21 protein-coding genes and 1 pseudogene are annotated in these 24,728 nt (G+C 71.9%); 4 read left to right on the top strand and 18 right to left on the bottom strand.

Going from position 1 to position 24,728, the window contains the following annotated elements:
* Window positions 1–301 precede the first annotated feature (301 nt).
* The 11 genes and pseudogenes from cimA to ABZ714_RS12040 all read right to left on the bottom strand — a co-directional run bounded on the left by cimA (window position 302) and on the right by ABZ714_RS12040 (window position 11,191).
* The gene (gene cimA, locus ABZ714_RS12090; RefSeq protein WP_358825085.1) at window positions 302–1,906 is read right to left on the bottom strand and encodes a citramalate synthase; all 1,605 of its coding nucleotides are present in this window, start codon (window positions 1,904–1,906) and stop codon (window positions 302–304) included.
* A 346-nt stretch (window positions 1,907–2,252) separates the two neighbouring features.
* Window positions 2,253–3,605 (bottom strand): MFS transporter, encoded by a 1,353-nt coding sequence (locus ABZ714_RS12085; protein ID WP_358825084.1) that lies wholly within the window; start codon window positions 3,603–3,605, stop codon window positions 2,253–2,255.
* Between the two features lie 124 nt (window positions 3,606–3,729).
* Window positions 3,730–4,362: a TetR/AcrR family transcriptional regulator gene (locus ABZ714_RS12080; protein ID WP_358825083.1), complete on the bottom strand. Its 633-nt coding sequence runs from the start codon at window positions 4,360–4,362 to the stop codon at window positions 3,730–3,732.
* A 143-nt stretch (window positions 4,363–4,505) separates the two neighbouring features.
* Window positions 4,506–5,516 (bottom strand): hypothetical protein, encoded by a 1,011-nt coding sequence (locus tag ABZ714_RS12075; protein WP_358825082.1) that lies wholly within the window; start codon window positions 5,514–5,516, stop codon window positions 4,506–4,508.
* 58 nt (window positions 5,517–5,574) lie between these two features.
* Window positions 5,575–5,838 (bottom strand): annotated as a pseudogene (locus tag ABZ714_RS12070) (agmatine deiminase family protein); the annotation flags it as partial.
* Window positions 5,839–6,025: 187 nt separating this feature from the next.
* Window positions 6,026–6,685, bottom strand: coding sequence for a tetratricopeptide repeat protein (locus ABZ714_RS12065; RefSeq protein ID WP_358825081.1), 660 nt, complete (start codon window positions 6,683–6,685; stop codon window positions 6,026–6,028).
* Between the two features lie 171 nt (window positions 6,686–6,856).
* Complete coding sequence (locus tag ABZ714_RS12060; RefSeq protein ID WP_358825080.1) at window positions 6,857–7,945, bottom strand: branched-chain amino acid aminotransferase; 1,089 nt, start codon at window positions 7,943–7,945, stop codon at window positions 6,857–6,859.
* 270 nt (window positions 7,946–8,215) lie between these two features.
* A complete protein-coding gene (locus ABZ714_RS12055; RefSeq protein ID WP_358825079.1) occupies window positions 8,216–9,259 on the bottom strand; it encodes a 3-isopropylmalate dehydrogenase in 1,044 nt (347 codons plus the stop codon).
* Between the two features lie 112 nt (window positions 9,260–9,371).
* Complete coding sequence (locus ABZ714_RS12050; protein WP_358825078.1) at window positions 9,372–9,521, bottom strand: hypothetical protein; 150 nt, start codon at window positions 9,519–9,521, stop codon at window positions 9,372–9,374.
* 424 nt (window positions 9,522–9,945) lie between these two features.
* A complete protein-coding gene (locus ABZ714_RS12045; protein ID WP_358825077.1) occupies window positions 9,946–10,530 on the bottom strand; it encodes a GNAT family N-acetyltransferase in 585 nt (194 codons plus the stop codon).
* Between the two features lie 211 nt (window positions 10,531–10,741).
* The gene (locus ABZ714_RS12040) at window positions 10,742–11,191 is read right to left on the bottom strand and encodes a hypothetical protein (protein WP_358825076.1); all 450 of its coding nucleotides are present in this window, start codon (window positions 11,189–11,191) and stop codon (window positions 10,742–10,744) included.
* 184 nt (window positions 11,192–11,375) lie between these two features.
* On the opposite strand from ABZ714_RS12040, the gene ABZ714_RS12035 reads away from it, so the two are divergent.
* Together ABZ714_RS12035 and ABZ714_RS12030 are read left to right on the top strand one after the other, a co-directional pair.
* Window positions 11,376–11,900: an SRPBCC family protein gene (locus ABZ714_RS12035; RefSeq protein WP_358825075.1), complete on the top strand. Its 525-nt coding sequence runs from the start codon at window positions 11,376–11,378 to the stop codon at window positions 11,898–11,900.
* A gap of 67 nt (window positions 11,901–11,967) precedes the next feature.
* Window positions 11,968–12,285, top strand: a complete 318-nt coding sequence (locus ABZ714_RS12030; RefSeq protein ID WP_358825177.1) for a metalloregulator ArsR/SmtB family transcription factor — start codon at window positions 11,968–11,970, stop codon at window positions 12,283–12,285.
* 139 nt (window positions 12,286–12,424) lie between these two features.
* Here ABZ714_RS12030 and pruA read toward each other — a convergent pair whose 3' ends face one another.
* Window positions 12,425–14,065, bottom strand: coding sequence for an L-glutamate gamma-semialdehyde dehydrogenase (gene pruA / locus ABZ714_RS12025; protein ID WP_358825074.1), 1,641 nt, complete (start codon window positions 14,063–14,065; stop codon window positions 12,425–12,427).
* Window positions 14,066–14,114: 49 nt separating this feature from the next.
* Window positions 14,115–15,041 carry a proline dehydrogenase family protein gene (locus tag ABZ714_RS12020; protein WP_358825073.1) on the bottom strand — a complete coding sequence of 309 codons (927 nt, stop codon included), beginning with the start codon at window positions 15,039–15,041 and terminating at the stop codon, window positions 14,115–14,117.
* Between the two features lie 190 nt (window positions 15,042–15,231).
* Here ABZ714_RS12020 and ABZ714_RS12015 point away from each other — a divergent pair, with 190 nt between their 5' ends.
* Window positions 15,232–16,569 (top strand): helix-turn-helix domain-containing protein, encoded by a 1,338-nt coding sequence (locus ABZ714_RS12015; RefSeq protein WP_358825072.1) that lies wholly within the window; start codon window positions 15,232–15,234, stop codon window positions 16,567–16,569.
* A gap of 65 nt (window positions 16,570–16,634) precedes the next feature.
* Here the strand turns inward: ABZ714_RS12015 and ABZ714_RS12010 are convergent, their stop codons facing one another.
* A complete protein-coding gene (locus ABZ714_RS12010) occupies window positions 16,635–17,207 on the bottom strand; it encodes a TetR/AcrR family transcriptional regulator (RefSeq protein ID WP_358825071.1) in 573 nt (190 codons plus the stop codon).
* A 138-nt stretch (window positions 17,208–17,345) separates the two neighbouring features.
* On the opposite strand from ABZ714_RS12010, the gene ABZ714_RS12005 reads away from it, so the two are divergent.
* A complete protein-coding gene (locus ABZ714_RS12005; protein WP_358825070.1) occupies window positions 17,346–18,923 on the top strand; it encodes an MFS transporter in 1,578 nt (525 codons plus the stop codon).
* Window positions 18,924–18,999: 76 nt separating this feature from the next.
* Here ABZ714_RS12005 and serA read toward each other — a convergent pair whose 3' ends face one another.
* From serA to ABZ714_RS11985, 4 genes are all read right to left on the bottom strand, one after another.
* Window positions 19,000–20,604, bottom strand: a complete 1,605-nt coding sequence (gene serA, locus ABZ714_RS12000) for a phosphoglycerate dehydrogenase (protein ID WP_358825069.1) — start codon at window positions 20,602–20,604, stop codon at window positions 19,000–19,002.
* A gap of 287 nt (window positions 20,605–20,891) precedes the next feature.
* Window positions 20,892–21,893, bottom strand: a complete 1,002-nt coding sequence (gene ilvC, locus ABZ714_RS11995) for a ketol-acid reductoisomerase (RefSeq protein WP_358825068.1) — start codon at window positions 21,891–21,893, stop codon at window positions 20,892–20,894.
* 130 nt (window positions 21,894–22,023) lie between these two features.
* Complete coding sequence (gene ilvN, locus ABZ714_RS11990) at window positions 22,024–22,551, bottom strand: acetolactate synthase small subunit (RefSeq protein WP_358825067.1); 528 nt, start codon at window positions 22,549–22,551, stop codon at window positions 22,024–22,026.
* 29 nt (window positions 22,552–22,580) lie between these two features.
* Window positions 22,581–24,440, bottom strand: coding sequence for an acetolactate synthase large subunit (locus tag ABZ714_RS11985; RefSeq protein ID WP_358825066.1), 1,860 nt, complete (start codon window positions 24,438–24,440; stop codon window positions 22,581–22,583).
* Window positions 24,441–24,728 lie beyond the last annotated feature (288 nt).

Below are 24,728 nucleotides of genomic sequence, written 5' to 3'. Positions count from 1 at the left end.
GCGGCCTGCCGCCCGCCTGTGGCTGGTCGCGCAGTTCCCCGCGCCCCTGGGTTGCCCTCCCGACCGCCCTCGGAAAGAGATCGACCCCTCCTTACCGGGGAGCGGGGCCCTCTCCGGGCCGGTGCCGGGGAGAGCGTTTAGGGGCGCGGGGAACTGCGCGACCAGCCCACGACGGCGCGCGGTCGCCCGACCACACCCGCCACGCCGGGCGGGACCGCGCGAACAGTCACAGGCGGGCTGCGGGCCGGGACGGGCGTCCGGCCTCGCGGCGGGACCGGTCCCCACGGAACCCGGCCGGAGGCTACTCCGCGGGGGTGACGCCCGCGCGGAGGAGGCCGTAGGTGTACGCGTCCTCCAGCGCCTGCCAGGACGCCGCGATCACATTGTCCGCGACCCCCACCGTCGCCCACTCCCCCGTGCCGTCGCCCGTGGTGATGAGGACCCTGGTGGTGGACTCGGTGCCGTGCCGGCCTTCGAGGATGCGGACCTTGTAGTCGACCAGTTCGAACTTGGCGAGCTGGGGGTAGATCCGCTCCAGGCCCACCCGCATCGCCCGGTCGAGCGCGTTGACCGGCCCGTTGCCCTCGGCCGTGGCGACGATCCGCTCGCCCTTGGCCCAGAGCTTGACGGTGGCCTCGTTGGCGTGGGTGCCGTCGGGCCGGTCCTCGGTGATGGCCCGCCAGGACTCGGTCCGGAAGTACTTGGGCGCGCGCCCCTCCGCCTCGGCCCGCAGCAGCAGTTCGAACGACGCGTCGGCGGCCTCGTAGGTGTAGCCCTGGAGCTCGCGTTCCTTGACGCGTTCGACGACCCGGCCGACGAGTTCGCGATCGCCGCCGAGGTCGATGCCGAGTTCTTTGCCCTTGAGTTCGACGGAGGCCCGTCCGGCCATGTCGGAGACGAGCATCCGCATGGTGTTGCCGACCCGCTCGGGGTCGATGTGCTGGTAGAGGTCGGGGTCGACCTTGATCGCGGAGGCGTGCAGTCCGGCCTTGTGGGCGAAGGCGGAGACGCCGACGTAGGGCTGGTGGGTGGAGGGGGTGAGGTTGACGACCTCGGCGATGGCGTGCGAGATCCGGGTCATCTCGGCGAGCGCGCCCTCGGGCAGTACCCGCTTGCCGTACTTGATCTCCAGGGCCGCGACGACGGGGAAGAGGTTGGCGTTGCCGACCCGCTCGCCGTAGCCGTTGGCGGTGCACTGGACATGGGTGGCGCCCGCGTCGACGGCGGCCAGGGTGTTGGCGACGGCGCACCCGGTGTCGTCCTGGGCGTGGATGCCGAGCCGGGCGCCGGTGTCGGCGGCGACGGTGGCGACGACGGCCTGGATCTGGGCGGGGAGCATGCCGCCGTTGGTGTCGCAGAGGACGACGACGTCGGCGCCCGCCTCGGCGGCGGCCCGGACGACGGACTTGGCGTAGGCGGGGTTGGCCCGGTAGCCGTCGAAGAAGTGCTCGCAGTCGACGAAGACCCGGCGGCCCTGCTCGCGGAGGTGGGCGACGGTGTCGCGGACCATCCGCAGGTTCTCGTCGAGGGTGGTGCGCAGGGCCAGCTCGACATGGCGGTCATGGGCCTTGGCGACCAGGGTGATCACGGGCGCGCCGGAGGCCAGCAGCGCCTGGACCTGGGGGTCGTCGGCGGCGGCCGTGCCGGCCCGGCAGGTCGCGCCGAACGCCACCAGCTGGGCGTTCTTGAACTCGATCTCCTGCTGGGCGCGGGCGAAGAACTCGGTGTCCCGGGGGTTGGCGCCCGGCCAGCCGCCCTCGATGAACCCCACCCCGAAGTCGTCCAGATGCCGGGCGATGGTCAGCTTGTCCGCGACGGTGAGATTGATGCCCTCGCGCTGGGCTCCGTCGCGGAGGGTGGTGTCGAAGACGTGGAAGCTGTCGTCCGTGGTGGGCTTCGTCGTCATGGCTGGTGTTGCTCCTGTCGGATCAGTGGCTCCCGGAATGGCTGAATCCACTTGTCCCTATCCTCTCGCGCCCGTCGGCCTCGGCCGGGGTGGGGGCCGGAGTCGGGGGAGACTTCTGGTCTCCTGAGAACGAAAAAACCCCTCGCGGATGCGAGAGGTCTGCGCGCGGGTCTGGGACACGGTGACGGTGTCGTACGGGGTCGTCGTACGGCCGACCGTCACTGCGGACCGGCGCGCCTGCAGCCGATAATCATGGCGAGAACGGGCACGCCCGCATCCTGCCACAAACCGCCCGGACCGGTCCCGGGGGTCTCACGATGCGAAACCCCCGAGGTGGTGGCGGGCGTCAGCGGGCGGGGACCGGGTCGGCGTCGCTCTCCCCGCCGCCGACCGGCTCGGGGGCGCCGCGTCGGGTGCCCACGGTCTTCAGGTCGATGTCCCGGGTCTCCCGCATGGTCAGATAGACGATCAGGGAGACCGCCGCACAGCCGGCCACGTACCAGTAGAAGCCGGACTCGGCGCCGGACCGCTTGAACCAGAGGGCGACGTACTCCGCCGTACCGCCGAAGAGGGCGTTGGCGACGGCGTACGGCAGGGCGACGCCCAGGGCCCGGACCCCGGTCGGGAAGAGTTCGGCCTTCACGCAGGCGTTGATCGAGGTGTAGCCGGTGATCACCACCAGGGCCAGCAGGGAGAGGCCGAAGGCGGGCCAGAAGGAGCCCGCGCGGCTCAGCAGCGTCATGATCGGCACGGTCAGGAAGGTGGAGCCGAGGGCGAAGGTGATCAGCAGGGGACGGCGGCCGATCCGGTCGGAGAGGGCTCCCGCCAGCGGCTGGAGCGCGGCGAAGACGATCAGTGCGCAGAAGGAGACCAGGGTCGCGGTCTCCTTGGGCAGGCCCGCCGAGTTGGAGAGGTACTTCGTCAGATAGGTGGTGTACGTGTAGTACGCCACGGTCCCGCCCATGGTCAGGGCGATCACCAGGAACGCCTCCCGCTTGTGGGCGAGCAGGGCCCGGATGGTGCCCTTCTCGGCGGCCGGGACGCCGTCCGGGCCGCCCTCGGCCAGCTCCTCGTACACCTCGGTCTCCAGCATGTTCCGCCGCAGATAGAAGACGACGGCCGCGCCGAGGGCGCCGATGATGAACGGGACCCGCCAGCCCCAGCTGTGCAGTGCCTCGTCGGACATGGTGCGCTGGAGGACGATCTGGAGTCCCAGGCCGAGGATCTGGCCGACGGTCATGGAGACGTACTGGAAGCTGGAGGCGAGGCCCCGGTGGCGGGGTGCGGACGCCTCGGTGAGATAGGTGGCGCTGGCCGCGTACTCCCCGCCGACGGAGAGCCCCTGGAGCAGCCGGGCGATCAGCAGTACCGCCGCGCCGCCGTATCCGGCGACCGAGTAGGTGGGGGCGACGGCGATCAGCAGGGCGGACGCGGACATCAGGGTGACGGTGAGGGTGAGGGCCGCCTTGCGCCCCTTGCGGTCGCCGACCCGGCCGAGCAGCCAGCCGCCGACGGGGCGCATGAAGAAGCCGACGGCGAAGATGCCCGCGGTGTTCATCAGCTTGGCGGTGTCGTTCCCCTCGGGGAAGAACGCGCCCGCGAAGTAGGTGGCGAAGCTGGCGTAGACGAACCAGTCGAACCACTCGACCATATTGCCCGCGGAGCCGACCCAGATCTTCTTCCAGTGCTCTCGTCCCATGGCCGGAACCGTGCCGGAGCGCCGTCCCGGCCGACAAGGGTTGCACCGGCAACGATCGGGAGTACTTGCGTACATTGCGTTCCCGGCCCGGCCAGGCCGGTAAAACGGCCCGGCCGGTGGCGACTTACCGCCCGCCCGGGGGATCCGGGGGTTCGGTGGCGAGCAGCGTTTCGGCCAGAAATTCGCCAATGTGTACGAGCGCGCGTTCGCGGCCCGTACCGGGCAGGCCCACCGCCACATGGACGCTGAGCCCGTCGAGCAGGGCCCGCAGCCGGACGGCGAACCGGTCGGGGTCGACCGGGCGGAACTCGCCGTACGAGATCCCTTCGGCGAGCAGGGCGACCAGATCCCGGTGCCAGGCGCTCTCGACCGCCGCCTGCCGGGCCCTGGCCTCCTCGCCCATCCCCGCCGAGCGGTTCCAGACCTCCAGCCAGAGGGTCCACTGGGGGTCTCGCGGCCCGTCGGGGACGTAGAGGCCGACATAGCCGGTGAGCCGCTCGGCGGCGGGGGCCGGCCCGGAGAGCAGCGCGGCCCGTTCGGCGCAGAGCCGGCCCTCGCTCCACTCCAGCGTCCGCAGCAGCAGCTCGTCCTTGGTGCCGAAGTAGTAGAGGAGATGGCCGCTGCTCATCCCGACCTCACGGCCGAGTCCGGCCATGGTCAGGGCGTCCAGGCCGCGTTCGGCGATGGTCGCCATGGCGGCGGCGAGTACGGCTTCGCGGGGCGGGGCGACATTGCGCCGCCGGACCGGCGGGCTCACCGGGCGCCTCCCCCGTACGCGCCGTGGCGCCGTGCCCCCGTCGCGGACGGCGCGTACGCCCCGTTCCCGCGCCGCTTCCCCCGTGCCGTCTCCGGCAATCGACTCACCCGTCCGTTCCCTCGTTCTCGGTCTCTTGCCGGTATCTACGCCGTCTTGTCGCCGGGGCCCCGGACGTCGGTGATGTCGGACGGGGTCGCGGGCTCGGCCGGGGAGAGCGCCAGGCTCTCGTAGAGGTCCTCCACACAGGAGTCGTGGAGATACTGCGTCAGGCCGCGGCGGACGCCCATCACATCGCCGCCCGCCTCGATGTGCTCCATGGCCCGGCAGGCGTAGCCGCAGGACTCGTACGCCTGGCCGTCGGCGGCCTCGACGGCGGCCAGGCCCGCGTAGAACAGGGCCCGCTGGCCGTGGTCGTCGGCGGCGACGCCGCCCATCGCGTACAGCAGGGTACGGCGGGCCTGCGACACCAGGCCCGCCGCGAGCTGGACCCGGCCCTTCAGCATGCCGATCCGGGCCGTGGTGCACCAGTCGAGCCAGTCGGGCACGGGGTTCGCCTCGCCCCGGCCGCGGGCCTCGGCGACCCGGCCGACCAGGCGGAGCGCGCGGGCGTACTCCCCGTCGCGTACGGCGCGTTCGGCCTCGACGGCGTCCAGCCAGTCGCGCACTCCGGCGGCCCGGGTCCCGGCGGCGGCCAGCAGGGCGCGGGCGCCGGTGAGCGCCGCCGCGGGCTCGCCGTCGCCCTCGGTCTCGGTGCCGCCGACGGCCCGGTCGGGCGCGAGCAGCGCCGAGTGGGCCAGGGCCGCGGCCTCCAGCAGCGGGTCACCGGCGGCGGCCGCGGTCTCCCGGGCCCGGTCGAGGCTGTCGCGGGCGGTGGCGGGGTCGTGCAGTCCGAGGAGTTCGACCCGGCCCATGAGCAGCAGGCTCTCGGCGAGTGCGAGCCGTACGGCTCCGGCTCCGGCCGCCGCCGCCGCTTCGGACTCGGCTTCGGTGAGCAGCGCCCGGCCCGTCTCGGTGTGTTCCCGTACGGTCGCGGCCAGTTCGGCGGGTTCCGTGGTCCAGTACAGCCGGCGGTGGACCCGGGTGTCCGCCTCGAACTCGGCGATCCGGGTACCGCCGGGGGCCGTCGGCCCGGAGTCGTCTGCGGTCGGGGACATACTCACTCACCTCCACGGGAAGAACGGCCCCTCAGCACCCCGTGGGCCGTCCGTCGTCTCATTCTCCCCCGGAGTCCCGCCCGATCGCGGGCTGTTGCTGGGTGACGCAGTGAATCCCGCCACCCGCCGCGAAGACCGTCCGGGCGTCGACGAGGACGATCTCCCGGTCCGGGTAGAGCCGCCGGAGGATCGCGGCGGCCTGTTCGTCGCGCGGAACGCCGAAGGCGCAGAGGACGACGGCGCCGTTGCGGACGTAGTGGTTGATGCAGGAGTAGTCGGTCCAGCGGCCGTCCCCGTCGCGGATCACGGTGGGCGCCTGGACTCGACGACCTCGATCGGCCGTCTCCCGGCATCGGTCCCTCCCGCGCGGGAGTTCGACGTTCCGGGCGTGGCCCAGATCGCCTCGGGGATATCGAGCCGCAAGCCCTTTTGAGCATCACTCTAATGATCGGGCGCGGCGAAGAGCAGGCTCGGCGAAGCAGTTTTCGAGCGACGCTCAAAAGGAATGGCTACGAGGGATCCGGCGGAAGGGTGTGGTCCGGGTCCGCCGCGTAGAAGGCCAGGGCCCGTTCGTAGCCGCGGACGGACGGATCGTCGCTGGTCCGGGCGAGCAGTTCGAGGAGCAGTCGGACGGACTCCCGGTGGCGGCCGGTGTTGTAGAGCGCCAGACCGAGGAAGGCCCGCAGCCCGCCGTGGCCGGGGAAGGCGGCGACACCGGCGCGCAGGGTCCGCTCGGCGTCCTCGTACCGGCCCAGGACCCGATAGGTACTGCCGAGACCGAGATACGCCTCGGCTTGGTCGGCCGCCCCGAGCCCGGGGCCGGAGCCGCCGGAACCCGGCTGGTCGCCGCCGGGGCCGGATGCGCCGCCGAGGGCGAGGGCGCGTTCGTAGTAGGGCACGGCCGCCGCCTCGCGTTCGAGGACGTCGTGCGCCCAGGCCGTGTGGTACGCCACCTCGGCGTCGTCGGGCAGCCGCCCGGCCAGCTCCACCAGCAGCAGCCGGGCCCGCTCCCGCTCCGCCGGGTCGCCGCCGTCGCGCAGCCTGATCGCGGCGGCCAGTTCGCCGTCCCGGTCCGGCGTCCCCACCCGGTCCGGTGCCCGCTCCCCCGCCGTCCGCCCCTCGTCCCTGCCGCCGTCCGTACCGCTTCCGTCCTGCCCCGATGCGATCATGCCCCCATCCTCGCCGGAGCGGGGACGGGGGCACGACCCTCGAAGGTGATGTTCCGGTACGGCTCCGGCTCCACGGGCACGGGGCCGGGGCGCGGGGCCGGGCCCGTACGGCCCGGACCGCGGATCCCGTAAGGCCCGGACCGGGGAGCCCGTGGGGGCCGGACCGGGGGATCAGCCCAGCTGGTGGGTCCAGCCGTGCGGGTCGGGCGCGGCGCCGGTCTGGATGTCCAGCAGCGCCTTGCGGAGCTTCAGGGTCAGCTCACCGGGCTCGCCGCCGCTCTGGAGCCATTCGCCGGACGCGGACTTGACCCGGCCGATCGGGGTGATGACGGCCGCGGTGCCGCAGGCGAAGACCTCGGTGAGGCTGCCGTTCTCGGTGTCGCGCCGCCACTGCTCGGTGGAGATCCGGCCCTCCTCGGCGGTCCGGCCGAGGTCGGCGGCGAGGGTGAGCACCGAGTCGCGGGTGATCCCGGCGAGCAGGGAGCCGGTCAGTTCGGGGGTGACGATGCGGTCCCCGTACACGAAGTACAGATTCATCCCGCCCATCTCCTCGACCCACCGGTGCTCCAGCGCGTCCAGCCAGACGACCTGGTCGCAGCCCTCGCGGGCGGCCTCGGCCTGGGCGAGCAGGGACGCCGCGTAGTTGCCGCCGGTCTTGGCGAAGCCCATACCGCCGGGGACGGCGCGGACGTAGTTCTCGGAGAGCCAGACGGAGACGGGCTTGATCCCGCCGGTGAAGTAGGCACCGGCCGGGGAGGCGATCACGACGAAGAGGTACTCGTTGGCGGGGCGGACCCCGAGCCCGTTCTCGTTGGCGATCATGAACGGCCGGAGGTAGAGGGACTCCTCGCCGCCGTGCGGCGGGACCCATGCCTCGTCCTGCCGGACCAGGGCGTCGCAGGCGGCGATGAAGAGGTCGTCCGGCAGTTCGGGCATCGCCAGCCGGCGGGCGGAGACCCGGAACCGCTCGGCGTTCTTCTCCGGGCGGAAGGTGGCGACGGTCCCGTCGGGACGGCGGAACGCCTTCAGCCCCTCGAAGATCTCCTGCGCGTAGTGCAGGGTCATATTGGCCGGGTCGATCGAGAGCGGGGCGTACGGCGCGAGCTGGGCGTCGTGCCAGCCCCGGCCCTCGGTCCACTTGATCGTCACCATGTGGTCGGTGAAGTGGCGGCCGAATCCCGGGTCCTTCAGGATCGCCTCCCGCTCCGCCGCGGGCAGCGGACGGGCGGAGGGCTTCAGCTCGATCGTGGGCGTCGTCATGAGTGCAGTGTCCTTCACCTTGATGTGGTGGACCGCGCACGTCCGCTTCGGCGCCGGCAGCTGGTGCTAGGACGTCCGAGCATTCCCGTGGGCCACGGCCCGGTTCGATTATCGCCCCCGGAGGCGGCCGCTCGAAACGGGTGGTACGGGACGAATGTGCGGTCCGGTGACCGGCCGGTCGGATCGACGGGCCGGGGCCGCCCGGAGACCGCAGGGAGAAGCCGCCGGGCGCTGTCTGCGACCCGGCGGCTTCGTGAGGGCGTCGTCGGGTCAGTCCGCTACTACGCGTACCGCGAGGGCGTCGCCGATCTCGTCCGTCGTACGGAAGGTGCTGTCGCGCTCGGCCAGGTCGGCGGAGACGGCCTCCTCGATCCGGGCGGCCTCGGAGTCGAAGCCGAGGTGGCGCAGGAGGAGGGCGACGGAGAGGATCGTGGCCGTCGGGTCGGCCTTGCCGGTCCCCGCGATGTCGGGGGCGGAGCCGTGGACGGGTTCGAACATCGACGGGAAGGAGCCCGTCGGGTTGATGTTGCCGGAGGCGGCCAGGCCGATTCCACCGGTGACGGCGGCGGCGAGGTCGGTGAGGATGTCACCGAAGAGGTTGTCGGTGACGATGACGTCGAACCGCTCCGGCTGGGTGACGAAGAAGATCGTCGCCGCGTCGACATGCAGATAGTCGGTGGTGACCTCGGGGTACTCCTGGCCGACCCGGTCGAAGATGTTCTTCCAGAGGTGGCCCGCGTACACCAGGACGTTGTTCTTGTGGACCAGCGTCAGCTTCTTGCGGGGGCGGGCGTTGGCCCGCTCGTACGCGTCGCGGACGACCCGCTCCACACCGTAGGCGGTGTTCAGGCTGACCTCGGTGGCCACCTCGGCGGGCGTACCGGTGCGCAGGGAGCCGCCGTTGCCGGTGTACGGACCCTCGGTGCCCTCGCGGACGACGACGAAGTCGATCTCGGGACGGCCCGCCAGCGGGGTCGAGGTGTTCGGGAAGAGCTTGGACGGCCGCAGATTGACGAAGTGGTCGAAGGCGAACCGCAGCTTGAGCAGCAGCCCCCGCTCCAGGACGCCGGAAGGCACGGAGGGGTCGCCGATGGCGCCGAGCAGAATCGCGTCGTGCCCCTTGAGCGCCTCCAGCTCCGCGTCCGGAAGGGTCTCACCGGTGCGGTGCCAGCGCTGGGCGCCGAGGTCGTACTCCTTGGTCTCCAGCTTGACGTCCTGCGGGAGGACGGCGGTCAGGACCTTCAGTCCCTGGGCGACGACTTCCTTGCCGATGCCGTCGCCGGGGATGACTGCGATATTGAGGCTGCGGGGCATGTGGGCACCCTACTCGCCATCCCACCCCATGACACAGGCCGTCCATTTACTGGACAACCCGGCGGGTGGCCGACGGCGGCGGCGGATTCGGTGCGCGGAATCGGCTCGCGGATCAGTGCCCCGAGGCTCCGCCGTTGTCACGGCGGTCGAGCGCGCGCTGGAGCGCCGCGGCGGCGTTGCGGCGGTCGGATTCGGCGGCACGGGAGCGGCGGACCCGAACGCGGCCGGGGCGGACGGTCTCGGCGGACAGGGTGGCGGACATGGCGATCGACTCCTTGGAGATCACAGGATCACGGGATCGCGGGAGATCACGGGAGATCACAGGGATGCGGCAGGCGCCGGATGGGGCGGCGAGCGCGCCGGACAGGGGTCACCTGCCGAAGGGGCGCGTACCCGGAACCGCCATTCGCTCGATCGAGCGGGACGTTCGGCTTCTACAAAGCTAGGGCAGCGACGCGCTCCTGTCTCTACAAGTAGTCGGACTTCCTACTATCTGAGACGGAGATCATGGAACCCGCAGGTCAGCGCCGAATTCCGATCATGGCGAGGTTCACCCGGGAGGGTGAGGGGGACAGGACGGCGATCGGCGAACGCGGCGGGGCCCGCCGGTCGTGACGACCGGCGGGCCCCGGCGGGCGCACCCCCGCGTCTCCGCGTGACGGCCGGGCTTCACCCGGCCCGTCGGTTCACAGCACGTCGCCGTCCCGCCAGTCGAAGGCGAGGGAGTCCTCGGGGGCCGGGACGCCGCCCCAGACATAGGTGGTGCCCTCCTCGTCGGCGAGCCGGACGAGCCCGTCGGGCGAGACGCCCTCGATCCGCCCGGTCCACGGCCACCAGCCGCGTGAACGGTAGAGTCCGGCGCCCTCCTCGGAGGCCGAGAGCGCGCCGAAGTCGTAGGCGCGGGCCACGATCTGTTCGAGAGCGGCCATCACCCGGCCGCCCAGCCCCTGCCGCTGCCGGTCGACCCGGACGGCGAGGGCCTCCACATAGCCGATCCGGAGCCAGCGGCCGCCGTGCAGCACCCGGCGCATGATCAGGGAGCCGTGGGCGATCAGCCGCCCGTCGGCATCGTGGATCACGGCGTGCATCCCGCCGAGGCCGTGTTCGAGGTCCTCGTCGGAGAAGTCCCCCTCGAACGCCTCGTCCATGAGGGCGCGGATCGCGGCCAGTTCACCGGGGGCGAGCTGGAAGGTATGGAGCACGGAGAGCGGCTCGGCGGGCGCGGGCGCCTCCGGACCGGCGGCGGACAGGGCGTCAGGAGTGATCGGCATGACAGCAGCCTGGCAAGAAACCCGCGATCCGGCCGAGATTTTCCACTCCGGCCGCGCGCCGTCCGGCGGAATCCCGCCCGTCCGGAGCGGTGCGGCACCCGGGGGTACGCCCCCGGAGCGCCCCGGCCTCGCGGGGTGCGGCCTCCGCCCGCGACGTACCGGACCCGCGAGCCCGTGTCCGCGACGTACCGGATCCGCGGGCCCGCGCGGCTCAGCCGCCGTCCGGGACGCACCAGCCCGCGCAGCGGAGCCCGATGGCCTGGACATAGCCGCCGGAACGCCCCAGACCGTGGTCCACCCGGGCCACGCCCGGCAGATACGGCACCACCTGGGCCCTCGGCCGCCCGAAGAGGTCGACGCCCTGATGCACCACCGGAACCAGGGCGGGCCCGATGGGCTCCCCGCCCGCCGCGTCCGTGCCCCGGGCGAGCTGGACATAGCCGACTCCCCCGGCGTGCGGCCCGTCCGCCGCGCCCCAGACGCTGAGGGTCAGCCCCAGGTATTCGCCGGTGAAGGCCCACGCGGTCCCGGCGACGGCGCCGATCCGGACCTCGCAGAGCATCGAGACGGCCCACTGCGCCGCATAGCCGCTCATGCCGAACCGCAGGGTGCCCGCGTGATGCGGGAGCACCAGTCCGGTTCCGGGCAGGAGGACGAACACCCTCCAAGTCAACCACCGCCCCCCGCCCGGCTCCGGGGAAAGCGACACGTTGTCCGGTACGTCACAGCCGGGCCGGACCGCGACACACACCCTCTCCACGCGCAACCGATCGGTTGCACCGCCGTACGGGAAGTGCAACCATGAGGTAGCACGTCAGAGAGACTGTCCGACAGGAGGCATCGCCATGACCGAGACATCCGCCACCGGCACCGAGCGGGACCGGATCGAGAAGGAGATCGTGATCGAAGCGTCGCCGGAGCGCGTCTGGGCGGTGCTCACCGAGCCCGTGCACGTCGGGAAGTGGTTCGGGCAGGGCGATCCGACGCCGGTGGATCTGCGGCCGGGCGGGACGATGTTCCTCGACCACGGGGAGTTCGGGCAGTTCCCGACCACCATCGTGACCGTCGAACCGCCGCGCCGGTTCGCCTACCGCTGGGCCGCCGCCTATCCGGGCGAGCCCGCCACCGAGGGGAATTCGACCCTGGTCGAGTTCACCCTCGCCCCGGCCGGGAACGGCACGCTGCTACGGGTCGTGGAGACCGGGTTCGCGGCGCTTTCGATCCCGGCGCGTCGGCGGGACACGGCGTCGTACGAGAGCCATGACGGCGGCTGGGCCGGACAGGTCGTCAACATCAAGAACTACGCGGAGACCGGGAGCACCGAGGGCGTTCCCGGGGGCGACCGTCCCGGCGCCGGGACGGACGGGTGAGAATCATCGTATGACTGGAGGCAGCGGCGCGCCCGACGGGGCGGGTGCCACGGAGACGGCGGACGCCATGTCCGAGGTGCTGTCGGCGCTGGCGGACCCCACCCGCCGCCGGATCCTCGACGGTCTGGCCGACCACGGCAGCGCGACGGCCACCGTCCTCGCGGCCGAACTCCCGGTCAGCAGGCAGGCGATCGTCAAGCATCTGGGGATCCTGGCCCGGGCCGGTCTGGTCGGCGGGCGGCGGGCCGGGCGGGAGACCCGCTACACGGTGCTGCCCGCCCGGCTGGAGGAGGCGGCCCGCTGGATGGCCCGGGTCGCCTCGGACTGGGACACCCGGCTGGGCACGATCAAGCGCCTCGCGGAGTCCCCCCGTACGGACCGCTGACCGGCCCGGGCCCGCGCGTACGCCCCTGTACGCCCGTACGCCGCCCCGGACATGGAAACCGCCCCCGTTCCGGCGTGGGGGCCGGAGCGGGGGCGGTGTCTGCGGGGGCGTCCCGGGGCCCGGTCGGGCCCGTACGGGATCAGCCCATGTGCGGGTAGCCGTACTCGGTCGGCGGTACCAGCGTCTCCTTGATGGCGCGGGTCAGCGTCCAGCGCATCAGGTTCTGCGGCGCGCCCGCCTTGTCGTTGGTGCCCGAGGCGCGGCCGCCGCCGAAGGGCTGCTGGCCGACGACGGCACCGGTCGACTTGTCGTTGATGTAGAAGTTGCCCGCGGCGTACCGCAGCTTCGCCATCGTGTGCGCGGCGGCGGCACGGTCGCCCGCGATCACCGAGCCCGTCAGGGCGTACGCGGACACCGACTCCATCTGGTCCAGCATGGCGTCGTAGCCCTCGGCCGACTCGTCGTCGTAGACGTAGACCGCGAGGATCGGGCCGAAGTACTCGTCCGTGAAGACCTCGTTGCCCGGGTCGGTGCAGCGGATGACCGTCGGGCGGACGAAGTAGCCGACCGAGTCGTCGTAGCTGCCACCGGCGATGATCTCGCAGGTCGGGTCGGCGGCGGCGCGGTCGATCGCGGCCTTGTTCTTGGCGAAGGCGCGGTCGTCGATCACGGCACCGATGAAGTGCGACAGCTCGGTGACGTCGCCCATGGCGATCCCGTCGACCTCGGCCGCGAACTCCTCCTTGAAGCCGGAGTTCCAGATCGAGGCGGGGATGTACGCCCGGGAGGTGGCCGAGCACTTCTGGCCCTGGAACTCGAAGGAACCGCGGGTCAGCGCCGTCTTCAGGATCGCGCGGTCGGCGCTCGGGTGCGCGACGACGAAGTCCTTGCCGCCGGTCTCGCCGACGATCCGCGGGTAGGAGCGGTACTTCTCGATGTTGTTGCCGACCGTCTTCCACAGGTGCTGGAAGGTGCGGGTCGAGCCGGTGAAGTGGATACCGGCCAGCTCGGGGTGGTTCAGCGCGACCTCGGAGACGGCGATGCCGTCACCGGTGACCAGGTTGATGACGCCCTTGGGCAGCCCGGCCTCCTCCAGCAGCCGCATCAGCAGCACGGCGGCGTGGGTCTGGGTCGGGGACGGCTTCCAGACCACCACATTGCCCATCAGGGCGGGGGCGGTGGGCAGGTTGCCCGCGATGGCGGTGAAGTTGAAGGGCGTGATCGCGTAGACGAAGCCCTCCAGCGGCCGGTGGTCCAGCCGGTTCCACACGCCCGGGGAGTTCGCCGGGGGCTGCTCGGCCAGCAGGTCGCGGGCGTAGGCGACATTGAACCGCCAGAAGTCGATCAGCTCGCACGGCGTGTCGATCTCGGCCTGCTGGGCGGTCTTGGACTGGCCCAGCATGGTGGAGGCGGCCAGCGTCTCGCGCCACGGTCCGGCCAGCAGTTCGGCGGCCCGCAGAATGATCGCGGCACGGTCGTCGAAGGACATCGCGCGCCAGGCCGGGGCGGCGGCCAGGGCCGCGTCGACTGCGTCCCGCGCGTCCTGCTCGGTGGCCCCGGCGAAGGTGCCGATGACGGCCCGGTGGTTGTGCGGCTGGACGACGTCGACCCGCTCGCCGCCGCCCATCCGGCGCTCGCCGCCGATGGTCATCGGCAGCTCGATCGGGTTCTCGGCCAGCTCCTTGAGCTTCGCCTCCAGGCGGGCGCGCTCGGGGCTGCCGGGCGCGTAGGAGTGGACCGGCTCGTTGACCGGCGCGGGGACCTGGGTGACAGCGTCCATGAGTGCCGACTCTCCTTCGTTCGGGGCGTACGTGGTTCGGGGGGCTCGGTCAGCCGCGGGTGGCGAGGGAGCGGAGGAAGAACGCCAGGTTGGCGGGGCGCTCGGCGAGCCGGCGCATGAAGTAGCCGTACCAGTCGGTGCCGTAGGCGATGTAGACCCGCATCCGGTGGCCCTCGGCGGCCAGCCGCGCCTGCTCGGCCTCCCGGATGCCGTACAGCATCTGGAACTCGTAGTCGTCGAGCTTGCGGCCCGCCCGGCGGGCCAGCTCCTGGGTGATGGAGATGATGCGCGGGTCGTGGGACCCGATCATCGGGTACCCCTCGCCCTCCATCAAAATCCGCAGGCAGCGGATGTACGCCTTGTCGACCTCGGCCTTGTCCTGGTACGCGACGGACGCGGGCTCCTTGTAGGCGCCCTTGACCAGCCGGACCCGGGATCCGGCCTCGGCGAGCATCCGGCAGTCGTCCTCGGTGCGGAAGAGGTACGACTGGACGACGGCGCCGGTCCGGGGGAAGCGCTCGCGCAGATCGGCGTGGATCGCCAGGGTGGAGTCGACCGTGGTGTGGTCCTCCATGTCCAGGGTGACCGTGGTGCCGATCTCGGTGGCCGCCTCGACGACGGGGGTGACGTTCCGCAGCGCCAGGTCGTGGCCGCCGGGCAGCGCCTGTCCGAAGGACGACAGCTTCACCGACATCTCGGCGCGCTCGCCGAGACCGAGCGGCTTCAGCGCCTCGATCAGTTCCAGGTAGGCGTCCCGGGCGCGGAGCGCCTCCGCCGGGTCGGTGATGTCCTCACCGAGGACGTCGAGGGTGACCTCCAGGCCGCTGGCGGCCGTGTCGACGACGACGGGGACCGTCTCGTCCACATTCTCGCCTGCGATGAAGCGATTGACCACCGGCTTGGTGACCGGAGCGGCCGAGATGACGCGGCGCATCTTGTCGCTGCGCGACGCGGCGAGAATCACGGGACCCAGCACGGGGACCTCCACGGATGATGTACGAGCAGGCCGCCCGGATCGCGGGGAAGTCGATCCGGAACGGCACGAGGAACCACCGTGAAATCTAGGGATCGCTCCGATCCTCGGCCATCGACAGCTGTCACGCATCCGTGGCCGGGATCTCAGACATTTGTCTGAAGGCCGGGCCGTGGCGTGCCAGAATGTCCGGGTGAAGGGCGATTACCAGGACCTCGTCGACGAGATCTCGGCACTGCTGGCGGCCCCGGCGACGCTGGAGAACCGCGACTTCGGCCTGATCGCCTTCGGGGCCCAGGACGACGACAGCGCCTTCGACGAGACCCAGCTCGACCCGGTCCGTACCCGCTCGATCCTGACCCGGCGCTCCACTCCCGCGGTCCGTGCCTGGTTCGAGGGGTTCGGGATCACCCGGGCGACCGGCCCGGTCCGGATCCCGGCCGCGCCGGACGCGGGCGTCTACCGGGACCGGCTCTGTCTGCCGGTACGCCATCGGGGTGTCGTCCTCGGCTATGTCTGGCTGCTGGACAGCACCCCCGGCCCGACCGACGAGCAGTTGGCGGCGGCGATGGAGGTGGCCGCCCGGATCGGCACCCTGCTGGCGGACGAGGAGCGGGCAGATACGGATGTGGCCCGGGAGCTGCGGGCGGCGCTGACGGCGGAACGCGGCTGGCAGTACGACATGGCGGTGGCGGCGCTGCGGACGGCCCTGGGCGGGGTGGGCCGGTCCGCGGACGGGCCGCACGCGGTGGTCTGTGTGGCGCCCTGGCCGTCGCCGGACGTGCCGTCGGCCCGGTCGCTGCCGTCGGTCGCCGCCCTCTGCACCCTGACCGTGCCCTGGGCCCCGGCGTCCGCCTCCCGTACGGCCCCCGCCGCCGGCGAACCGGGTCCCGGCGACTCCGACGGGACCGCCGAAGGGCCGTCGTCCCTGGTCCTCGCGGCGCTGGTACGGCTCCGCTCCGGCGACGCCACGGGACCGGCGCTGGCCGTCGCGGAGCAGCTGACGGGCGGTACGGGGGCGGCGGGGCCGGTACCGGCGGCAGCGGGCGGCACCGGAACGGGCCCGGGACCCGCCCCCGGTCGCGGTTCCGGCGGATCCTCCCGGGCCGCCGCGCCCGCCCCGGCGGCGGGGGTCGCGGCCCCGCGTGCCGGGCTGGCCGGACTGGGCGCCGCCTGGTACGAGGCGACCTCGGCGGCCCGCGCGGCCCACGCCGAGCCCGGGGCGCCGAAGATCACCGAGTGGCGGGAGATCGGCCCGTACCGGATGCTCACGGCACTCGCGGACGGTCCGGCCGCCGACGATCCGGCGGTCCGGCCGCTGCTCGCCCCCGCCCACCGGGAGCTGGCCAGGACCGCCGAGGTCTTCCTCGACCACGCGGGCCAGGCGAGCCGGACGGCCGCCGCGCTCGGGATCCACCGGCAGACGCTCTACTACCGGCTGTCCCGGGTGGAACAGCTCACCGGCCTCGACCTGGCGGACGGCGAGGACCGGCTGCTGCTGCACATGGCGCTGAAGACGGCCCGCCTGTAGCCGCGAGGGCCGGTACGCCTGGCGGGACGTCTCCGATCGGGGCCGTACGACCCCGGGCACGGCGGCTACGTCCCGATCCCCGCCAGGGCCTTCAGCCCCTCCGCCAGATCGTCCGCCGTGGGGGCCGTGTCCGGGTCCACCAGCCACTGGGTCATCACACCCGCCACCAGCGCCTGGGCGAGGAGCCCGGCGCCCCGGGCACGGTCGGGGTCGCCCTTCGGGTCGATCCCGCCGAAGAGCCGGGCCAGCTCGTCCCGGCCGCGTACCTGCCAGCCGCGCACCGCCTCGGCCAGCTTCTCGTCCTCGTCGAGCCGGGCCACCACCTCGATCTGGAGCTTCCACAGCGCGCGATGGGCGGGGAACCCGGCGACGACCCGCTCCCAGACCGCTTCGAACCGCTCGGGTCCGGTCCCGGGCAGTCCGGCCGCGTCGGCGGGCCGGTCCACCGAGTCGCCCCAGGCTTCCATCAGCGCGAGGAACGCGGCCTGGAGCAGGGCTTCCTTGGAGCCGTAGTGGTAGCCGATGGAGGCGAGATTCGTCCCGGACGCGGCGACGACGTCGCGTGCGGTGGTCCGCGCGTACCCCTTCTCCAGCAGGCAGCGCTTGGCACCTTCGAGCAGATCCTCACGATGTCCCATGCCCGGCAGGGTACCGCCGCCCGAACGGCCCACGGGACCGCGTTGGGACAAGCGTCCCAGACGATCGTCTCAGACGGTCGTACAGAATCTATACGAGCGTCATAGACAGATGTTTAAGACGCTTGTATGGTCCCCTGCATGCCGAACTCAACCGCCGCCCCGGGGGACCCGCGCGCCGGTCGACGCGAATGGACCGCCTTCGTCGTCCTGCTCCTCCCCCTGCTCCTGGTCTCGATGGACGTCTCCGTCCTCTACTTCGCGATCCCCGCGATCAACCGCGAACTGGACCCCAGCGGCGCCCAGCAGCTGTGGATCCTCGACAGCTACGCCTTCGCCCTCGCCGGACTGCTGCTCACCATGGGCTCGCTCGGCGACCGGATCGGCCGCCGCGGACTGCTGATGGGCGGGGCCGCCGCGTTCGGCGCCGCCTCAGTACTGGCCGCCTACGCCGACACCGCCGAGACCCTGATCGCGGCCCGGGTCCTGCTCGGCATCGGCGGCGCCACCCTGATGCCCAGCACCATGGCCCTGGTCCGCACCCTCTTCCGGGACGCCCGGCAGCGCACCCTCGCGATCGGCATCTGGTCCAGCACCCTGGCCACCGGCGTCGCGCTCGGCTCCGTAATGGGCGGGGTGCTGCTGGAGCGCTTCTGGTGGGGCTCCGTCTTCCTGGTGAACGTCCCGGCGATGGCGCTGCTGCTGGTCCTCGCGCCCGTCCTCGTACCGGAGTCGAAGGACCCCGCGCCCGGCCCCTTCGACCTGCCGAGCGTGCTGCTGTCGGCGGGCGCGGTCCTCCCGGCCGTCTACGGGCTCAAGGAGATCGCCGCCGAGGGACCCGAACCGGCCGCCGTGCTCTGCCTGTTCGCCGGTACGGCCGTCGGCGCGCTCTTCGTCCACCGGCAGCGCACCCGCCGGGACGCCATGATCAGCCGGGACCTCTTCGCGGACCGGCTCTTCGGACGGAGCGCCGCCCTGCTGCTGATCGGCGTCTTCGCCCTGATGGGAACGGCCTACTTCACCACCCAGTATCTCCAGTCGGTGCTCGGTCTGGGCCCTTTGGAGGCGGCGCTGTGGAGCGTCGCGCCGGCGGTGCCCGTCGGGGCCGCCGCCCCCGCCGCCGGGGCGCTCGCCCGGCGTCTCCCCCGGCGGACCGTCGTCTCCGGCGCCTTCCTGCTCGCGGCGGCCGGGTTCGCCGTCCTCTCCCTCGCCGGTACGGACCAGTTGGCCCTGGTCCTGGTCAGTACCTCGGTCACCGGGTCCGGTCTGGTCTCCGTACTGGCGCTGATGAACGACCGGGCGCTGTCGGCCGCGCCGCCGGACAAGGCGGGGGCCGCGGCGTCGCTGCTGGAGACCGCGACCGAGTTCGGCGGCGCCCTCGGAATGGCCGTCCTGGGTTCGATCGGTACGGCGGCCTATCGCGCCGGTGTCGACAAAACCGCCCCTGACGGGCTGCCCCCGGGAGCGGAGGAGACCGCCCGGGAGACCCTCGGCGGCGCGGTGGCCGTCGCCGGGCGGCTCCCCGCCGAACTGGGCGGGCCGCTGCTGACCGCCGCCCGGGACGCCTTCGTGGACGGGATGCGGCTGGCGGCCCTGAGCACGGCCGGGCTGATGGTCTGCGCCGCCGTACTCGCCGTGGCGCTGCCGGGCCGGGAGCGGACTCCCCGGCACGGGGGCGGGGTCCCGGCCGCCGTACCCGAACCGGCCGAACACCACTGAGTCCGGACGACGAAACGCCTCCGGGCCCGGCCCACTTGGCGTGAGCCGGGCCCGGAGGCCGGACAGGTCGCGCCGGTCAGTCGGACAGGTCGACCGAACGGGCCGAGGCCGCGCCGATCTCCTCCGCGATCTCGGTGACCACGGGCTGCGGCACCGAACCGTCGACGGTGAGCACGACCAGCGCCTCGCCGCCCTCCTCGGCCCGCGAGACCTGCATCCCGGCGATGTTCAGCCCGGCCTCGCCCAGGATCCGGCCGACCGTACCGACCACGCCGGGCCGGTCCTCGTACCGCAGGACCAGCATGTGGTCGGCGAGGGCCAGATCCACGTCGTGGTCGCCGATGCCGACGATCTTCTGGACGTTCTTCGGACCGGCCAGCGTGCCGGAGACCGCGATCTCCTCACCGCCGCCGAGCGTGCCGCGGACGGTGACCACATTGCGGTGGTCCGGCGACTCCGAGCTGGTCGTCAGCCGGACCTCGACCCCCCGCTCCTGGGCGAACAGCGGGGCGTTGACATACGACACGGTCTCGTCGACGACGTCCTCGAACACGCCCTTGAGCGCGGAGAGTTCCAGCACCTTGACATCGTGCTGGGTGATCTCGCCGTACACCTCGACATCGAGCCGGACCGCGACCTCGCCCGCCAGGGCGGTGAAGATCCGGCCGAGCCGCTCGGCCAGCGGCAGCCCCGGCTTGACGTCCTCGGCGATCACTCCGCCCTGGACGTTGACCGCGTCCGGCACCAGCTCACCGGCGAGCGCCAGCCGGACCGAACGGGCCACCGCGATCCCGGCCTTCTCCTGCGCCTCGTCCGTGGAGGCGCCCAGATGCGGGGTACAGACCACCTGGTCGAACTGGAACAGCGGGGAGTCCGTGCACGGCTCCTTGGCGTAGACGTCGAGGCCCGCGCCCGCGACCCGGCCCTCCTTGAGCGCCGAGGCCAGCGCCTCCTCGTCGACGATCCCGCCGCGCGCGGCGTTGACGATCCGGACGGTCGGCTTCACCTTGTGCAGCGCCTCGTCGCCGATCAGCCCCAGGGTCTCCGGGGTCTTCGGCAGATGGACGGTGATGAAGTCGGCGACCTCCAGCAGCTCGTCCAGAGAGAGCAGCTTCACCCCCATCTGCGCGGCCCGGGCCGGCTGCACATAGGGGTCGTACGCCACGATCTTCATCCCGAACGCGGACATCCGCTGGGCGACCAGCACCCCGATCCGGCCCAGGCCCACGACGCCCAGGGTCTTCTCGGCCAGCTCGACACCGGTGTACTTGGAGCGCTTCCACTCGCCGTTCTTCAGCGCCGTATTGGCCTGCGGGATATTGCGGGCGGTGGCGATCAGCAGACCGCAGGCCAGCTCGGCGGCGGTGACGATGTTCGAGGTGGGCGCGTTGACCACCATCACACCGGCCTTGGTGGCGGCGGAGACGTCGACATTGTCCAGACCGACCCCGGCGCGGGCGACCACCCTCAGCTTCTTCGCGGCGGCGACGGCCTCGGCGTCGACCTTGGTCGCCGAACGGACCAGGATCGCGTCCACATCGGCGATCGCGGGCAGCAGGGCCGCGCGGTCCGCGCCGTTGCAGTGCCGGATCTCGAAGTCCGGACCGAGCGCGTCCACGGTGGCGGGCGACAGCTCTTCGGCGATGAGTACGACGGGTTTACGGGCAAGCTCAGCGCTCACGTGAGTCCTCACAAGTCCAAGAGGTCCCCGGCGGTGCCCGAAGGGCCCCGCGGGAGTCGGCCGTCCCGACGGCCGCAGGCGGTGGAGGGGCTAGCCGCGTGGAAGACGCACGACGTTGTGGGCCTGACGCGTGTTGTTGAGAAGTGTAGTGCCGCCCCGGGGGGAGTCATGCGCCTTCGCGGCAGGATCACCCGTCCGAGGCCGCCGAACCGGCGGGTACCGGCGACGACGGAGGGCCGGAGCCCCCGGGATGTCCTCCCGGTGGCCTCCGGCCCTCCGCCCGCGGCTCACGCGTCGTCGTTGTCGACCCAGCTCATGAGCTTCCGCAGCTCCTTGCCCGTGGTCTCCAGCAGGTGGTTCTCGTCCTGCGTCTTGTACTCCTGGTACTTCTTCAGACCGCCGTGGTACTCGTCCATCCAGTTCTTGGCGAACGTGCCGTCCTGGATCTCGGTGAGGACCTTCTTCATCTCCGCCTTGGTCTGGTCGGTGATGATCCGCGGGCCGGTGACGTAGTCGCCCCACTCGGCGGTCTCGGAGACCGACCAGCGCATCTTCTCCAGGCCGCCCTCGTACATGAGGTCGACGATCAGCTTCAGCTCGTGGAGGCACTCGAAGTAGGCGATCTCCGGCTGGTAACCGGCCTCGACCAGGGTCTCGAAGCCCGCCTTGACCAGGGCAGCCGTACCGCCGCAGAGGACGGCCTGCTCGCCGAAGAGGTCGGTCTCGGTCTCCTCGGTGAAGGTGGTCTTGATGACCCCGGCCCGGGTGCCGCCGATGCCCTTGGCGTACGAGAGCGCCAGGCCGAACGCCTTGCCGGAGGCGTCCTGCTCGACCGCGGCGATACACGGGACGCCGCGGCCCTCCTCGTACTGGCGGCGGACCAGGTGGCCCGGGCCCTTCGGGGCGACCATGGCGACGTCGACGCCGGCCGGGGGCTTGATGAAGCCGAAGCGGATGTTCAGGCCGTGGCCGAAGAAGAGGGCGTCGCCGTCCTTCAGGTTCGGGGCGATCGACTCCTCGTAGACCTGGGCCTGGATCGGGTCCGGCACCAGGATCATGATGACGTCGGCCTCGGCGGCGGCCTCGGCCGGCGTCACCACGCGCAGGCCCTGCTCCTCGGCCTTGGCCTTGGACTTGGAGCCCTCGTGCAGACCGACGCGGACGTCGACACCGGAGTCCCGGAGCGACAGCGCGTGGGCGTGGCCCTGGCTGCCGTAGCCGATGACCGCGACCTTGCGGTTCTGGATGATGGAGAGGTCGGCATCGTCGTCGTAGAACAGCTCGGCCACTGGGATATCTCCTTGAGTGCTGATGGTGCGTCCCACCGTACGGCGGGGAGGGGAAGGGCTGACGGGGGGTCTCGCGATACGGGCGCGGACCGGGGTGGTACGGGCCGGGGGCGGGGCCCCGGCCCGGGGATCAGGCCGAGCGGTCCAGGGCCCGCAGGGACCGGTCCGTGATGGACCGGGCGCCGCGCCCTATGGCGATCGTGCCGGACTGGACCAGCTCCTTGATGCCGAAGGGCTCCAGCATCCGGAGCATCGCCTCCAGCTTGTCGCTGGACCCGGTGGCCTCGATGGTCACGGCCTCGGGTGCGACGTCCACGGTCTTGGCGCGGAAGAGCTGGACGATCTCGACGATCTGGGACCGGGTCTCGTTGTCCGCCCGGACCTTCACCAGGACCAGTTCGCGCTGGATCGCGGCGCTGGGTTCCAGCTCGACGATCTTCAGCACATTGACCAGCTTGTTGAGCTGCTTGGTGACCTGCTCCAGCGGAAGCTCGTCGACATTGACCACGATGGTGATCCGGGAGATGTCGGGGTGCTCGGTGACACCGACGGCGAGCGAGTCGATATTGAAGCCGCGGCGGGAGAAAAGGGCGGCGATCCGGGCGAGGATGCCCGGGGTGTTCTCCACCAGGACGGAGAGCGTGTGCTTGGTTGACATGGGTGGGTCTTCCGTCTCTCTCTGCGCGCTCAGTCGTCTTCGCCGTCGCCGAAGTCGGGGCGGACCCCGCGGGCGGCCATGACTTCGTCGTTGGAGGTGCCTGCCGCGACCATCGGCCAGACCATGGCGTCCTCGTGGACGATGAAGTCGACCACGACCGGCCGGTCGTTGATGGAGTTGGCCTCGGCGATCACCCGGTCCAGGTCCTCGGGGGACTCGCAGCGCAGGGCGTAGCAGCCCATGGCCTCGGAGAGCTTGACGAAGTCCGGGACGCGGGTACCGGCGCTCGGCGCGTCACCGGCGGCGTCGGGGCCGGAGTGCAGCACGGTGTTGGAGTAGCGCTGGTTGTAGAAGAGGGTCTGCCACTGCCGGACCATGCCGAGGGCGCCGTTGTTGATGATGGCGACCTTGATCGGGATGTTGTTCAGCGCGCAGGTGGTCAGTTCCTGATTGGTCATCTGGAAGCAGCCGTCGCCGTCGATCGCCCAGACCGTGCGGTCCGGGGCCCCGGCCTTGGCGCCCATGGCGGCCGGGACGGCGTAGCCCATGGTTCCGGCGCCGCCGGAGTTGAGCCAGGTCGCGGGCTGCTCGTACTGGATGAAGTGGGCGGCCCACATCTGGTGCTGGCCGACTCCGGCCGCGTAGATGGTGTCCGCCGGGGCCAGCCGGCCGATCCGCTCGATCACCTGCTGCGGGGCGAGGGTGCCGTTGCCGGGCTGCTCGTAGCCGAGGGGGTACGTGTCCCGCCAGCGGTTGAGGTCCTTCCACCAGGCGGAGTAGTCGCCGCGGCGGCCCTCGCTGTGCTCCGCCTGCACCGCCTGGACCAGATCGGCGATGACCTCCCGGGCGTCGCCGACGATCGGGACGTCGGCGGTCCGGTTCTTGCCGATCTCGGCCGGGTCGATATCCGCGTGGACGATCTTGGCGTACGGGGCGAAGCTGTCCAGCTTGCCGGTGACCCGGTCGTCGAAGCGGGCGCCGAGGGCGATGATCAGATCGGACTTCTGGAGCGCCGTGACGGCGGTGACCGAGCCGTGCATGCCCGGCATGCCGACATGGAGCGGATGGCTGTCGGGGAAGGAGCCGAGGGCCATCAGGGTGGTCGTGACCGGGGCCCCGGTCAGTTCGGCGAGGACCTTCAGCTCGGCGGTGGCCCGGGCCTTGATGACTCCGCCGCCGACATAGAGCACCGGCCGCTTGGCCTCGGTGATCAGCCGGGCGGCCTCCCGGATCTGCTTGGCGTGCGGCTTGGTGACCGGGCGGTAGCCGGGCAGGTCCTGGGCGGGCGGCCAGCTGAAGGTGGTCCGGGCCTGGAGGGCGTCCTTGGCGATGTCGACCAGGACGGGTCCCGGACGGCCGGTGGCGGCGATGTGGAACGCCTCGGCGATCGTCCGCGGGATGTCCTCGGCCTTGGTGACCAGGAAGTTGTGCTTGGTGATCGGCATGGTGATGCCGACGATGTCCGCCTCCTGGAAGGCGTCCGTACCGATGGCGTGGGAGGCGACCTGACCGGTGATCGCGACCAGCGGCACCGAGTCCATATGCGCGTCCGCGATCGGGGTGACCAGATTGGTGGCACCCGGCCCCGAGGTGGCCATGCAGACCCCGACCTTGCCGGTGGCCTGGGCGTATCCGGTAGCCGCGTGGCCCGCGCCCTGCTCGTGGCGGACCAGGACATGGCGCACCTTGGTGGAGTCCATCATCGGGTCGTAGGCCGGGAGGATGGCCCCGCCGGGGATGCCGAACACGGTGTCGGCGCCGACTTCCTCGAGCGAGCGGATGAGGGACTGCGCACCTGTGACGTGCTCGACCGCGACGGTCGGCGCTCCGCCCGTACGGGCGCGCGGCTGGGGATGATGGGCCCCGGTGGCCTGCTCGGTCATCGGCATTCTCTTCTCGAAGCAGAGGGTTCGCGGAGGGGGACTGCGGGTGCTGCTGGTGCTGCGGAAGGCTGGGAAGTCTTCTGGGGGGTTCGAACGGTTTCCTGCCGCTTGGCTCCGGTTCGCCGCCCGGTGCCGGTGCAACAAAAAACCCCTCGTGCCGTGAGGCAGGCGAGGGGAGCGCGTCGGGAGGAGTCCGCGGGATCCTGGTGGGAAACCCGCTCAGCCGACGCGCTGTCCAAGTACGAGAATTCGGGTGCGCATGGCATTGACCCTCCCCCCGACGCGCCGTCACTG

The sequence above is a fragment of the Streptomyces sp. NPDC006798 genome (assembly GCF_040635975.1).
In the GTDB taxonomy this organism is placed as follows: domain Bacteria; phylum Actinomycetota; class Actinomycetes; order Streptomycetales; family Streptomycetaceae; genus Streptomyces.
This window is presented reverse-complemented; position numbering and strand designations above follow the sequence as displayed.